The sequence below is a fragment of the Nonomuraea sp. NPDC049028 genome (assembly GCF_043197735.1).
In the GTDB taxonomy this organism is placed as follows: Bacteria; Actinomycetota; Actinomycetes; order Streptosporangiales; family Streptosporangiaceae; genus Nonomuraea.
On record NZ_JBICTR010000004.1, the window covers coordinates 867,066 to 879,858 of the forward strand.

Annotated in this window: 13 protein-coding genes and 1 pseudogene; 10 read left to right on the forward strand and 4 right to left on the reverse strand. The window is 67.8% G+C overall.

What is annotated here, in order from left to right:
• Positions 1-83 precede the first annotated feature (83 nt).
• Positions 84-404 carry a hypothetical protein gene (locus ACGFJ2_RS19385; protein WP_393469970.1) on the reverse strand — a complete coding sequence of 107 codons (321 nt, stop codon included), beginning with the start codon at positions 402-404 and terminating at the stop codon, positions 84-86.
• Between the two features lie 114 nt (positions 405-518).
• On the opposite strand from ACGFJ2_RS19385, the pseudogene ACGFJ2_RS19390 reads away from it, so the two are divergent.
• The 3 genes and pseudogenes from ACGFJ2_RS19390 to ACGFJ2_RS19400 all read left to right on the forward strand — a co-directional run.
• A pseudogene (locus ACGFJ2_RS19390) lies at positions 519-743 on the forward strand (multiprotein-bridging factor 1 family protein); the annotation flags it as partial.
• Between the two features lie 81 nt (positions 744-824).
• Positions 825-1,760, forward strand: coding sequence for a transcriptional regulator (locus ACGFJ2_RS19395; RefSeq protein WP_393470028.1), 936 nt, complete (start codon positions 825-827; stop codon positions 1,758-1,760).
• A gap of 8 nt (positions 1,761-1,768) precedes the next feature.
• Positions 1,769-2,245, forward strand: coding sequence for a hypothetical protein (locus ACGFJ2_RS19400; protein ID WP_393469972.1), 477 nt, complete (start codon positions 1,769-1,771; stop codon positions 2,243-2,245).
• 198 nt (positions 2,246-2,443) lie between these two features.
• On the opposite strand, the gene ACGFJ2_RS19405 is transcribed toward ACGFJ2_RS19400, so the two are convergent.
• Positions 2,444-3,148, reverse strand: a complete 705-nt coding sequence (locus tag ACGFJ2_RS19405; protein ID WP_357947490.1) for a DUF4097 family beta strand repeat-containing protein — start codon at positions 3,146-3,148, stop codon at positions 2,444-2,446.
• A 440-nt stretch (positions 3,149-3,588) separates the two neighbouring features.
• Here ACGFJ2_RS19405 and ACGFJ2_RS19410 point away from each other — a divergent pair, with 440 nt between their 5' ends.
• From ACGFJ2_RS19410 to ACGFJ2_RS19435, 6 genes are all read left to right on the forward strand, one after another.
• Entirely contained in the window at positions 3,589-4,197 is a 609-nt protein-coding gene (locus ACGFJ2_RS19410) for a hypothetical protein (RefSeq protein WP_393469975.1), read from the forward strand.
• A gap of 87 nt (positions 4,198-4,284) precedes the next feature.
• A complete protein-coding gene (locus ACGFJ2_RS19415; RefSeq protein WP_393469978.1) occupies positions 4,285-5,412 on the forward strand; it encodes a sensor histidine kinase in 1,128 nt (375 codons plus the stop codon).
• 240 nt (positions 5,413-5,652) lie between these two features.
• Entirely contained in the window at positions 5,653-6,735 is a 1,083-nt protein-coding gene (locus tag ACGFJ2_RS19420) for a hypothetical protein (protein WP_393469981.1), read from the forward strand.
• A complete protein-coding gene (locus ACGFJ2_RS19425) occupies positions 6,732-7,517 on the forward strand; it encodes a hypothetical protein (protein WP_393469984.1) in 786 nt (261 codons plus the stop codon). The genes ACGFJ2_RS19420 and ACGFJ2_RS19425 overlap by 4 nt, the downstream gene beginning before the upstream one ends.
• Before the next feature lie 174 nt (positions 7,518-7,691).
• Positions 7,692-9,077 carry a glycoside hydrolase family 16 protein gene (locus tag ACGFJ2_RS19430; RefSeq protein ID WP_393469987.1) on the forward strand — a complete coding sequence of 462 codons (1,386 nt, stop codon included), beginning with the start codon at positions 7,692-7,694 and terminating at the stop codon, positions 9,075-9,077.
• A 59-nt stretch (positions 9,078-9,136) separates the two neighbouring features.
• Positions 9,137-9,514: a VOC family protein gene (locus ACGFJ2_RS19435; protein WP_393469989.1), complete on the forward strand. Its 378-nt coding sequence runs from the start codon at positions 9,137-9,139 to the stop codon at positions 9,512-9,514.
• On the opposite strand, the gene ACGFJ2_RS19440 is transcribed toward ACGFJ2_RS19435, so the two are convergent.
• The gene (locus tag ACGFJ2_RS19440; protein WP_357947467.1) at positions 9,515-10,723 is read right to left on the reverse strand and encodes a hypothetical protein; all 1,209 of its coding nucleotides are present in this window, start codon (positions 10,721-10,723) and stop codon (positions 9,515-9,517) included.
• Positions 10,724-10,785: 62 nt separating this feature from the next.
• Here ACGFJ2_RS19440 and ACGFJ2_RS19445 point away from each other — a divergent pair, with 62 nt between their 5' ends.
• Complete coding sequence (locus ACGFJ2_RS19445) at positions 10,786-11,733, forward strand: isopenicillin N synthase family dioxygenase (RefSeq protein ID WP_393469992.1); 948 nt, start codon at positions 10,786-10,788, stop codon at positions 11,731-11,733.
• A 198-nt stretch (positions 11,734-11,931) separates the two neighbouring features.
• Here the strand turns inward: ACGFJ2_RS19445 and ACGFJ2_RS19450 are convergent, their stop codons facing one another.
• Complete coding sequence (locus tag ACGFJ2_RS19450; RefSeq protein WP_393469995.1) at positions 11,932-12,570, reverse strand: DUF6461 domain-containing protein; 639 nt, start codon at positions 12,568-12,570, stop codon at positions 11,932-11,934.
• Positions 12,571-12,793 lie beyond the last annotated feature (223 nt).

Consider the following 12,793-nt stretch of genomic DNA (forward strand, 5'->3'; position numbering starts at 1 on the left):
GAAGTTGGCACGCATGGCCACCCAGCCTCCGGACATGTCGGTGATCTGCCAGCCAGGGAATCTGCTGAGCACTTGCTGCAAGGTCAGAGACACGGCTGTGCTCCAGCGATCAGCGGCGAGAGCGGGTACGAAATGCGGAGTGCCGTGTAGCGGAGGGCGATTCGGTGGGCGGCGCGGGCCGACTCGGCGGAGGGGTGCCATGCGTAGATCGCCCGGTGTCTGCGCGGGTTCCAGCCGGTGCGCCACCAGTACTTCCCCTCGTTGCACCACACGATCAGGCCGACCCAGACCGACACCGTGGGCATGCCGTAGTCGTGATGGACATCGGTGGCGATTCCTTGAGCTGCGAGAGCAGCGGCCAGCCGTCGTGCGTCGTCCAGGGGCTGAGGTGAAAGTGCGCTCATGTACAGAGCGTCGCCGTGGCGGAACCGCACGTGAACGGCCTAGCGCTGCTGGTGGTACGCCTATTCTCGTCGCGAATATCGGTACAGCCGAGGTCGGCGACTTAACCTAGCGTTGTGACCCAGATACCGCCGCAGTTCTGGTCCAGGCCGGCCGTAGCCGCCGCTCTCGCCGAGTGCGATCTCCCGATCATCCTCGATGAGGTACGGCAGGCACATGGGTGGACGCAGGCTCAGCTTGCTGAGGCGGTCGGCTACTCCCAGAGCTGGGTGTCCAAAGTGCTTCGTGGCCGTCAGCCGCTCACCGTGGACCAAGTACGGGAGATATCCATCCGTATCGGGGTGCCGCTTCACTTGCTCCGGTTCGGTGCCCGAGGGGATGACGATCCGACGAAGCGCAGAGATTTCGGCAAGGTGGTGGCGTTGACCGCGCTGGCGGGCGTGGCTCTGCCCAAGCGCGCGGACGTGGACGAGACCACAGCCGCCACACTGACCGGTATCACCGGCGCCCAGCGCCGCTTGGAAGCCATTACGCCTGCGCGTGAACTCGCTCGTCCCGCTGTAGCGCAGGTCGATCTTGCGAGCCGCGTCCTCGGCCGAGCGTCGCGGTCACCGTACGCCGATGAGGTCCGGGCTGGTCTGAGCGAGGCGGCAGGCTTCGCGGCCTGGGTGCACGCTGACATGCAGGACACCGGTTCGGCGCGCTTCTACTACCGTCGTGCGATCGACAGCGCACGGCAGGCCGACAACGCGCTGCTGGCGGCGTACATGATCGGCAGCCTGGCCGCGTTCGAGATCGACGCCGACGATCCGCTGACCGGACTGAACCTTCTGGCGAGGGCGCGGCGGGAGATCGGCGAGCGTCCCCCGGCTACTGCTCGCGCGTGGCTGTTGAGCATCGAAGCGCTCGGCCACGCGAGCGCACGAGACGAGTCGGCAGCGCTGCAGGCGTTGAGGGCGGCCGAGTCGGCGGTACGGGCTGGGGAGCGGGCCGTCGCGCCGCCCTGGCCGTGGGTGTTCCCCTTTGATCATGCGAAGCTGGCGGGTTATCGCGCGCTGGTGATGGTACGGCTCAAGCGGCCGGCCGAAGCCGTCGCCGCTTTCAATGAGTCGCTGGCGTCGGCCCAGCCCGGGGCGAAGCAACGGGGCGTGCTCATGACTGAGGTCGCGGCCGCCCAAGCCATGTCGGGGCACTATGACGAGGCGCTGTATCTGGCGTCCAACGCGCTCACGGTGGGGACGACGTATGGCTCGGAGCGTGTCCTGCATCGGGTCAGGACCTTTCGCCGTGCGTATGGCGGGCCGCCGTCCAACGCTCTCCGGTCGTTCGACGAACGTCTTCACGCCACTCTGCTCTAAGGGGGATCATGGTCCGCATCGCCGTCTCCGGCCATCGGGGTTTGCCGGAGGAGACTGCCGTACTGGTCGATCGGGCGATACGTGAGGCGCTCGCGGAGTACCTGCCCGGCATCAGTGGGGTGTCCTGCTTGGCGGATGGGGCCGATCAGATCTTCGCTCGCGGGGTGCTCGACCTCGGTGGAGTACTGGAGGTCGTGATTCCGGCCGAGGAGTACCGAGACGGGCTGCCGAGTGAGTGCCATACGGCTTACGACGAGTTGCTGGGCCGGGCGGTCCGAGCGCTCAGGCTGGACTTCGTGGAGTCCACCTCGGAGTCCCACATGACGGCCGGCGCACGCATGCTCGACAACGCCGATGTGTTGTTCGCTGTATGGGACGGACAGCCCGCCCGAGGCTATGGCGGCACTGCCGACGTGGTGGCCGAGGCCCGGCGGCGAGAGGTGTCCGTCCGGGTGATCTGGCCCGAAGGAGCCCGGCGAGATTAGGTGAATTTCTCGCTGTGACGGCTCGCGCGCCGTCCAGAGGTGGTTTGTTTTTCGGGTCGGGCTCAGAGAATCACCCGAGCAGTTGCTCCTGGCCTCTGATGAGAGCGACAGCCCGGGTGTCATCCCGTCAGGAGCGGGGCGTGAAGGTGCGGGGCGGCGTGGTGGTCGCCGAGATCACCGGCGGACTGGTGGCGGGCTTCAGGGAGTCGCGACCTCCATGTCCCCGGAGTCGCTGGACAGCGCGATCGAACGCTGGGCCGAGGTGTCACTGGCGGTCCTGATGACCTTGTTCCCGGAGTCGGTTTCGGCGTCGATCCGGTACGGCGTCTGCGGCACGTGGATCACGGTCTTGCCCGAATCGGTAACGGTCGTGACCGTGTCGGGCGGCCCGGTGAAGGTCAGGGTCATGTCCCCCGAATCGGTCTTCGCGACGACGTACTTGGCCGTCAGGCCGCTGGCCTCGACGGCTCCGGAGTCGCTCGTGGCCTCCAGCGTGCCCGACAGCCCCTTCAGCGTCAGGTCCCCCGAGTCGGAGCGGACCTTGACGCGCAGGCCTTTGGGCACCTCGACCTGGTAGCTCACGTCGCAGGTCACGCCCCAGGCGCCCAGCCCCCAACTGGTCGGGCAGTCGAACGCCAACTCCAGCGTGTCACCCCGTACCTCGCGGCGGGTCGTCGGCTTGTTCTTGCGCCAGTTGAGGCGCTCGATCACATGAATGCCCTGCCGATCCGACTCGACCACATCCACGGTGCCGGCGTCGGCTTCGATGTGCAGCGCCGCCACCTTGTCGGTGAGGTCGTACGACGCGGTGTCCGCCTCGGACGGAATACCGGCGCCGCATCCGGTCAACACCGCCGCGAGCCCGAGCAGGCCCGCGATCACCGCTGTTCTCTCCATCTTCATGGTGCTCAATTCTGGGCGACCCGCCCCGTACCCGGCCTCAAGGTCATCCCTGAAATCCCCCTGATGACATCACTGAGTGAACCCGGCGATCACCAAGGGCAGCGCCTTGCGAACGGTCTGGTTATGGTCCACGTCGCCCGCGTCGGTGAGGGTCTGCGTCGCGCCGCGGGAGCGCAGGTCGTCGCACCTTGTCCAGGAACTCCGCCGCGAACAACTTCTCGGACGTCGGCGGCAGCGCCTTGACGATCCCCGCGGTCTGGTGGTTCCCGTCGAAGAGCCCCTCGGCCTGCTTGTCGTACGGGCGCGGAACAGGCCAGCACACCCACCCACGATAACAGAGCGAGCGCTCCGGAATGGTGTATCTTTTGTGGATGTCGTCCTGACCGGAGTAATTACCGAAAGTAATGAGGCGATCTTGGTACGTGGGCGGAAGCGGTCACGTGAGCGACCTCGCCAGCGGAGCTGAGGGCCTGCCGCGCCCGCGCTCGCAGTGGAGCCGATCTCCGGACTCGAGCGGCATCCCCCCTGTGACGACGTCAAGTCAGGAGTTTTCGATGTTTCGCAGATCTCTGTCGGTCGTTCTTGCGACGGCCTCCGTCATGACCCTGCAAGCACTCGCGTCAGCGCCGGCGAACGCGGGCGCGTACGGCTGCACCGGATCGCTGGTGCGCAGCTGGCCCCTGCCGCTGAAAGACGCCATTACCCGAAAGACCTATTACCGGAGTGACGTCAAGCTCTACTACAACGCGAGAACCGGCTGGAACTGCGCCGTCCTCGCCAAGCGTCCCGGCCTCCCACGGTACGGCGTGCGCACTCCGATGAGTATATATATGGAAAACGACCTTATGGGCGACGACAATGTGAAGAACGTGAAGAACAAGAGAGACTACGATGGTGGGAACTTCAAGGTCTACGCGGGTCCGGTGAAGGTCTACGGCAGGAACCTCTGCGTGACCATCAAGGCCGAACACGATGACGCCGAGAACCACGGCAGCGAGCCCACCAAGTACCAAGGTCGTCTCTGGCTCCTCAGGGTGGGTTGTCGCTGATCCGCTCGGACCGCTGAACCACCGTGCCGGCGTGCTTCCTGCGGGCTGAGCGAGTACGCCGCCCGCAGGATTCCTATGCTTGGGCCCGTGCACGATCACTCTCGCCATCAGCATCCTCTCGATCGATGGGGGAGCGCACTGCGCTACGTCGCGGCGCTGGCGCCGATGCTCTTTTACGGCGCGCTCTGGGTCTGGCTCGTCCCGCAGGAGCCGGATCGGCTGCCACGCGCCCTGCTCGACGTGGGCCTGAGCGTGGTGGCGCTGGTCCTCATGAGGTGGCGGCACCGGTGGTCGTGGCAGATCGCCGCGGTGACCGCGCTGCTGACCGTCCTGTCCAGCATGGCGACCGGTCCCGCTTATGTGGCGTACGTGTCCCTGTGCGCGCACCGTCGCTGGCGGCAGATCATCCTGATCGCGGCCCTGTTCTGGGCCTGCGCGGGCGGGTACGCGTTCGCGGACGGCCCCACGCAGCAGGCCATGATCAGCCTGGTCACCAGCACCGCGATCCTCGGCGGGCTGACCGTCTTCGGTCTCTACCTACACTCCCTGCGCGAGGCCGACCTGGCCGCCAAGCGGGCCGAGCTGCAGCGCATCGAGCAGGCCAAGCTGGCCGAACGCGCGAACATCGCCCACGAGATGCACGACGCGCTGGCCCATCGCATGTCGCTGCTGGCGATGCTCGCCGGCGGGCTGGCCCACCGAACAGACCTCGGCCCGGAGGAGATGCGGCAGACCGCGCAGGCCGTCCAGGAGAGCGCCCACCAGTCACTCAACGAGCTTCGCACCGTGCTCGGCACCCTCCACTCCGAGGGCGATACCGCGGGCCCGCAGCCGACACTGGCCGACCTGCGAGCGCTGTTCCATGAGGTACAGGCGGCTGGGCAGAAGGTCGACGTGGCCGACACCATCGAGCAGCGCGACCTGCTGCCCACACAGACCGGGCGCAACGCCTACCGGGTCGTTCAAGAGGCGCTCACCAACGCGCGCAAGCACGCGCCAGGCAGCAGCGTGACGGTCGAGCTGAACGGGCAGCCGGGCGACGCGCTGTGCATCCGCGTGACCAACCCGACGCCTCACGGGGCTTTCGCCGGTCCCGGTGGCAGGCTGGGCCTGGTCGGCCTGGGGGAACGGGTCCGTATGGCGGGCGGCACGATAGCGCACGCCAACCAGAACAGGCACTTCGTCCTCGATGTCCGGCTGCCGTGGAAAGCTTGACCCCCTGAAGAGTTGCCACTCAGGGCCTCTGCGTCCGCGGCTCCCCCGGTGGTGGCGGGCACCCGATCGATGTGGAAGCCGATCTGCGGCGTCCGGGCCGACCAGGGAGCCATCTCGGTCGGATTCTCGACCTGTGTCGGCATCGGCTTGGCCAGGAGCCGTTTGGAGTGTGATTCGAGCGATTAGGGTGAGCAGCGAGGGCACACTAGTCGGGTAGCGGTTCTCTGCCGGGAGACGCGGATGGCGTTCTGGTCGCGGCTGTTCAAGTGGGGGGCGGGCGATCCGCTGGCCGAGCGGGAGGAAGCGCGTCGGCAGGGGATGCGGGATGCCCGGCAGCATCCGCTTGGGGAATTCACGGACCCGGAGTTCCAGCCTTCGTACGTGACCGAGGTGCGTGCTCTGGCGCGGGAGCGGATCACCGAGGTCGATCGGCGGCTGGCGGCCACCAGGACCGCGCTGCTTGAGCGGGCTGTGGGGGCTCGGGAGACGATACTGCGCGAGCTCGGGCGGGCCGATCTGCGGCCGGTCGGCGGCAACGGGTCCGGATCCGGCGTCAAGGGTGCCGGATCGGCGGGTGATTCCACTGCTGCTTCTGCCGATGCTTCGGCCCGGGCCTCCGCTGGTGGGGAGGATGCGTTCATTTCCATCGCGGAGGCCAGGCGGCGGCGGGGTGAGGCCCGGCGCAGGGTGGTGTTACAGGAGGCCAGTGACACGGTTCATCGGGCCAGGGCGCAGATCGAGCGGCTCACGCAGGAGTGGGAGAGTGCGCTGATCGAGCGCAACCACGCCGTGGAGACCGTGCATGCCAGGGCCGAGCAGCTCATCGCCGCCTATCGGGGTGGGGTGATGCGGGCTCATCCGCGCAAAGAGGAGATTCCGTCGCTGTGGAAGGGCGAGGTCATCGCGATGGACTCCTCGGGGGACAGTGCGGTGGCGGTTTCCGGGCGGGAGGAGATCGGGCGGATCATGGAGGAGGTCGAAGCGCGGATCGAGGTGTGGCACGCCGAGGTCGTGCCCCGGGCACTGCCCGGCGAGGTACGGCGCTCCCTGCCCAGAGAGGCAACTCCCGATGCCGACCCGGACTCGGAGGGTTCCGATGGGGACCTCGGTTCGAATGCCACCTCCGATCAGGACCCCGGTTTTGACGTCACCTCCGATTCGGACGCCGCCATGGGGTCCGACGCCGATCCCGATCCCGGCCCCGATGCAGGCCACCGCCCCGCCTCCAACTCAACCTCCGATCTGGGCCCCGTTGAAGAAACGGCGCCTGATCGGGGGGTCAGGTCGGAGGGTGACGAGCCGAGAGCTGGAGGAGGGCGATGACGGGCGGAGGTGGCGGCGACGTCGGGGGTCGGGGGGAGCCCCAGACGCAAATGGCCAGGCGGCGGGTAGACGTCACACGGCGGGCGATGGCGTCGGTGGCCGTGGTGGTGCTGGTGGTGGGCGGTGTCGCTGGGTGTGGGACTGAGGCGAAGGCCGTGTGCGGGGTGGTCGTGGACTCCACGAGTTATGCCGATCCGGCGACCTCCCGCAGTGATGTCACCTCCAAGTTGCCCGCCTTCGCCCAGGGCTGTGACTGGATCGCGTACGCCGCCGTGACCGGGAGCTCCGAGAGCAGTACGTGCCGCCAGGACCCGGTGTCCATCGCGGCGACCAAAGCCGAGAACCCCAACGCGAACCCGGTCGTCGAGGACCGCATCCGGACCCATCGGATCACCGAGGTGCTCCCCCGGGCGGTGAAGCTGTTCGACTGCCCGACCGAAGGCGAGGGGTCGGATGTGCTGGGGGCGCTTCGGTACCTGGTCAAGCAGATGAGCGCCCAGCGGCAGCCGGACAAGGCGCATCAGATCATCGTGTTCAGCGACCTCATCAACAACCGGGGCGAGCTGAACATCAACAAGCTCGACCTGAGCGAGGCCGCCAGAAAGCAGAAGGCCAAGCAGTTGCGGGAGTCGCAGTTGATGCCTGATCTGGCGGGTTACGGTGTGGTCGTGCATGGATTTCTGCGGGAGAAGACGGCGAGTCCTGACCGTTTCCCGCTGCTGGAGGACTTCTGGAAGGAGACGTTCGAGGCGGCGGGAGCGAGCCCGGTCGACCTCCTGTAGCCGGGGGGTTTCGAGAGCGCTCTCTGGCTGCGGGAAAATGGCCTTGCTCCCAGCCGTCAAGGCTGTGAATGCGGTTTGTTGACACGGCGTTACGGCTGTGTTTACGTCTCGGTGAGAGAGCGCTCTCTAGCAAACGATCTCTGCTCAAGCCTCCGCATCCCCCAGGAGCAAGGAATGGCAGCACAATCACCGAGCCGCAGGCGCTTAGCGGCGGTGGCCGTGGCGCTGGCGGTGCTCTCCGCCCTCCTCGTGCACGTGGCCGTGAGTGCGTCCGCGGCCGTGCCCCCAACCCCTTCCGGCTGGTCACTCGTCTGGTCGGACGACTTCAACGGCAACGCGGGCGCGCCGCCCTCGTCGGCCAACTGGATCGTGGACACCGGGCACGCGTACCCCGGCGGGCCGGGCAACTGGGGCACCGGCGAGATCCAGAACTACACCGGCTCCTCCTCCAACCTCGGCCTCGACGGCGCCGGAAACCTGCGCATCACCCCCCAGCGCAGCAGCTCCGGCGAATGGACGTCGGCGCGCATCGAGACGACGCGGTCCGACTTCAAGCCGGCCGACGGGCGGGTGCTGCGCATCGAGGGCCGCATCCAGATGCCGAACGTGACCGGTCAGGCCGCCCTCGGCTACTGGCCGGCGTTCTGGGCGCTCGGCTCGCCGTACCGGGGCAACTACTGGAACTGGCCGGGCATCGGCGAGTTCGACATCATGGAGAACGTCAACGGCATCAACTCCGTCTGGGGCGTCCTGCACTGCGGCGTGAGTCCCGGCGGGCCGTGCAACGAGACCACCGGGCTGGGCGCCAACCGCGCCTGCCCCGGCTCGACGTGCCAGGAGGCCTTCCACACCTACCGCTTCGAGTGGGACCGCAGCGTCAGTCCCAACCAGTTGCGCTGGTACGTGGACGGCCAGCAGTTCCACAGCGTGAGCCAGTCGCAGATGGACGCCGCGAGCTGGGCCAACATGACCGGGCACGCCGGCTACTTCCTGCTGCTCAACGTGGCCATGGGCGGGGCGTTCCCGAACGCGCTGGCCGGCAGCGGGACGCCGGTCGCGGCCACCGTCCCCGGGCGGCCGATGGTCGTCGACTACGTGGCGGTATGGCAGAGCGGCAGCTCCGGACCCACCAACCCGCCAGGCGGGGTGGACGCCCGCTCGACCATCCAGGCCGAGAGCTACCAGGCTCAGTCGGGCACCATCGTCGAGACCACCACAGACGCGGGCGGCGGCCAGAACGTCGGCGCCATCGCCAACGGCGACTGGCTCCGCTTCGACGGCGTGAACTTCGGCTCCACGGCCGCCGGGCAGTTCAAGGCCAGGGTGGCGTCGGGGGCCGGGGCCGGGGTGAGCGGGCTCGTGCAGGTACGGCTCGACAGCCCCACCGCCACACCGATCGGCGACTTCGCGCTGGCCAACACGGGCGGCTGGCAGAGCTGGCGGACGGTACCGGCGAACATCTCGGGAGTGACCGGTACGCACACGGTCTACCTGACGTTCAGCAGCGGGCAGCCGGCCGACTTCGTCAACGTCAACTGGTTCACGTTCTCCACCGCCTGATCGCCGCCTATCGGGGAATATGGCGGGACCGCTCTGATCACCTGGCTAGGGTTGGCGGCATGATTCTGCGCCATGTGACGATCGACTGTGCCGAACCGTACGAGCTGGGGACCTTCTGGAGCCAGGTGACCGGGTGGCCGGTGTCCGACGAGGACGAGCCGGGTGATCCGGAGGTGCTCGTCGTGGCGCCCTCGCCCGTGCCGGGCCTGCTGTTCATCCGGGTGCCGGAGGGCAAGACGGTGAAGAACCGGATCCACTTCGACTGGATACCGACCGGCCGCCGGACTCGCGATGAGGAGGTGGAGCGCATCATCTCCCTTGGGGCGAAGCTGTACGAGGACCACCGGACCGCTGACGGGCGCGGCTGGGTGACGCTGCGCGACCCTGAGGGCAACGAGTTCTGTGTTGAGCGCAGCGAGGCCGAGCGCGCCACCTGATCAGACGCTGGGCGACGCTCCCGGGGTGTTGGCGCTGCGGCGTCTGACCACGATGCGTTCGGCCCAGCTCGCCGCCTCCGGGTCGTGCAGGCCCTCCACCACGCCGCCCAGGTACGCCGTGCCGAGGCTGTCGAACCCGCTGTCGAGCTGCCTCATCCTGCTGGCCTGACGCCGCTCGACGGCCTGGAGGTACTGGGCGACGCTCTCCGCGTACCCGGCGTCCCGCTGGTAGTCGGCCTGGGCGGCGGCGCAGGCCGACGCCTCGGCGTCGCGTTTGGCGCGCAACTCGCGCAGGCGGCGGTCGTTGGGGTTGTGCATCCTGCGCCCCAGGTCCGCGGCGATCAGCGCGGTGGCGACGAGCAGGGCGAGCAGCAGGATCATGGTGGGCAGGAGGCCGACACCGGAGGAGGTGGGCCCGATCTCTTGGCCGTCCACGACCAGCGGCTTGACCAGGGCCTCGCGGCGGAGCACGGCCACGGCGACGATCAGGCCGAGCCAGACAAGCGCGACACCGATCAGCAGCCAGCGCCCCTTGGCCGGGCTGCCGTTCTCCTGCCAGGCCCGGAACGACCTGCCGTACATGTGCGGTGCGACCAGCATGATCAACGCGGCGCCCGCCGCGAGCAGGGCGGTCATCGCCACGCTGTCGCCCCAGTTCAGGATGACCTGGTAGAGGATGGGCACCTCGACGATCAGCAGGAGCAGTAGGAGCAGTGCGGCGGGCAGCCAGCGGCGTACGACCGGCCAGCGGCTGCCGGACAGCGCGATGGAGCTGGGGCGGCCGTCGCCGGGGCGCCTGCTCGGCTGCTCCAGCTCGCGCACCCGGCGCTGGGTGTCGTCGAGGGCCTGGCGGGCCTCCCCGAACGTGCGCTGCGACTCGGTCAGCTTGATCTTCTGTGCCTCGAACTCGGCGCGGGCCTGCTGGATCTCGCGCTCGGTGAGGTTCTCGATCTGGGCCAGTTCGGCCAGGCGCTCGTCCTCCAGCTCGTGGAAGCGCGGCACGCTGCCGGTTTCGAGGGTGAGCGTGTCGATCTGGCCGTCGGTGGCGTGGGCGCGGCCCAGCTCGCGTTCCTCGCGGCGGCGCTGCGCCCAGTCGGGCAGGTGGTAGAGGTCTCCGTCGTACGCGACGGCGGGGGCGATACGGGCGACCTGGCGTGGCTCGTCGGATTCGTCCCCGTGCTCGTGCTCGTTCCGGCGAGTGAAGCGCATGCGGCCTCCAACGCGGTCCTGTCATTCGATGCTAATCGCCGGGAATGCGGAACAATGGCGTCGTGAGCGAATTGCCGGTGATCGATATCTCACCGCTCCTCTCCAAAGGGAACGCGGACGCCGTGGCGGAGCGGATCGGCGCCGCCTGCCGGGACAGCGGATTCTTCTACGTCTCCGGCCACGGGGTCTCCCCCGAGCTCGTCGCCCGCCTCGACGCGGCGGCCAGGAGGTTCTTCGAGCTGCCGGTCGAGGTGAAGAACGAGATCTCGATGGAGCGCGGCGGCCGGGCCTGGCGCGGGTTCTTCCCGGTCGGCGACGAGCTGACCTCCGGGCGGCCGGACCAGAAGGAAGGCATCTACTTCGGCGCCGAGGAGCCCGCGAGCGAGCTGCCGTTGCACGGCCCGAACCTGTTCCCCGAGCAGGTGCCCGAGCTGCGCGCGGCCGTACTTGACTACCTCGGCACGATGACCGGCGTCGCCCAGGCCGTCATGTCGGGGATCGCGCTCAGCCTGGAATTGCCCGAGGACTATTTCCGCACCGGCTACACGGCCGATCCGACCATCCTTTTCCGGATATTTCACTATCCGCCCGCGGTGCCGGACGACGCCGACGCGTGGGGCGTAGGGGAGCACACCGACTACGGCCTGCTCACCCTTCTCCTCCAGGATGGCAACAGCGGCCTGCAGGTCCACACGGCACGCGGCTGGATCGACGCGCCGCCTCTGCCGGGCACGTTCGTCTGCAACATCGGCGACATGCTGGACAAGCTGACCGGGGGCCTCTACCGGTCCACTCCGCACCGGGTACGCAACCTGAGCGGCAACGAGCGCCTGAGCTATCCGTTCTTCTTCGATCCCGGGTGGGACTGTGAGGTGCCGCCGCTTCCGTACACACCGGGGGGTCGCGCACGCTGGGACGGGCAGGACCTGCGGGCCTTCAGCGGCACCTACGGGGACTACCTCCTCGCGAAGGTGTCCAAGGTCTTCCCCCATCTCGCCGACGCGCTGTAGCCCCCGCGCCCGGCGGGGTGAGCCGGGCGCGGTGCAACCGTCTAGGTGGACTCCCGCACCACGAGGCGGGTCGGGACGATGACCGATGTGGTGTGCCTGCCTTCCAGGCTCGACAGCAGGAGCCTGGTGGCGGCCATGGCCTGCCCCGCGACCTACACGGATGAATATTCGGTGCCCGCACGCAGCGTCATGATTCGCTCAGCCCGCGCTAGGCCCAACCGCGCAGAGATAGGTCGATTCCTCCAGCAATTGCGCTGTCAGTTTGATCTCAGTCAGGTACTCGGCCAGCGCGAAGACGGCCCCAGTACCAGCAGCTATGCCTTCAGCTACAGCACCCCCGGGCGCTTGGACACCGTCTTCCAAATCAAATCCCACCTGCCGCATAACCCCAACCAGCCCGTCTGGGTCGCCGCCATATCGGTAGCCGGGGATGTCTGGTTCGAAGCTGAGGCGTATCTCGCCGTCTTCCACCCAGTAGAAGTAGCTGACCGCGTTGACGTTGCGGGAGTGAGAAACCAACCGCGTGCCGGCCGACAAGGGCTTAATGATCTCCTGCGTAACCCCCATAGTGCCGCCGGGCTCGACGATGAGGCACCAGTCCTCAACAGCCACGGCCCCGAAGAAGCGGCCGTCCCAGGCGCCGTAGCGGCCCGGGCCAGAGTAGGCGGCGCTGTCCAGGTCGCCGAAGCTCATGAGAGGAAAGCCCTCTGTCCGGGCATCGAGCCGCGCCACAACGTCCTGCGGACGCAAGCCACGGATCAAGGTGAGGCAGTATGCCTCCCATAAGCCAGGGAAACGATCATAGAACCAGACATAGTCAGCTGCTGTCGCAATCACCTCTACATGGTGTCAGGTCGGTGTCGAGGTCGTACCTGCGCAGTGACTCACGTAACGAAGGCGCAACCTCTGTCAGTTGTGCACGCACACACCTCACTACCGGAGCGACCACGCTGCTGGTCGTGCAGATGTCAATGGTCAGGTGCGTGTCGCCGCTGGTGGCCGGGTTAAGGTCCCCGCTCTTTCGTAGTTGACTATTTCTTGGTGAGGCGTGCTGGTGTCC

Coding starts and splice junctions, on each gene's coding strand:
- ACGFJ2_RS19385 (WP_393469970.1), bottom strand. CDS start 404: ATGAGCGCACTTTCACCTCAGCCCCTGGACGACGCACGACGGCTGGCC.
- ACGFJ2_RS19400 (WP_393469972.1), top strand. CDS start 1,769: ATGGTCCGCATCGCCGTCTCCGGCCATCGGGGTTTGCCGGAGGAGACT.
- ACGFJ2_RS19405 (WP_357947490.1), bottom strand. CDS start 3,148: ATGAAGATGGAGAGAACAGCGGTGATCGCGGGCCTGCTCGGGCTCGCG.
- ACGFJ2_RS19420 (WP_393469981.1), top strand. CDS start 5,653: ATGGCGTTCTGGTCGCGGCTGTTCAAGTGGGGGGCGGGCGATCCGCTG.
- ACGFJ2_RS19425 (WP_393469984.1), top strand. CDS start 6,732: ATGACGGGCGGAGGTGGCGGCGACGTCGGGGGTCGGGGGGAGCCCCAG.
- ACGFJ2_RS19430 (WP_393469987.1), top strand. CDS start 7,692: ATGGCAGCACAATCACCGAGCCGCAGGCGCTTAGCGGCGGTGGCCGTG.
- ACGFJ2_RS19435 (WP_393469989.1), top strand. CDS start 9,137: ATGATTCTGCGCCATGTGACGATCGACTGTGCCGAACCGTACGAGCTG.
- ACGFJ2_RS19440 (WP_357947467.1), bottom strand. CDS start 10,723: ATGCGCTTCACTCGCCGGAACGAGCACGAGCACGGGGACGAATCCGAC.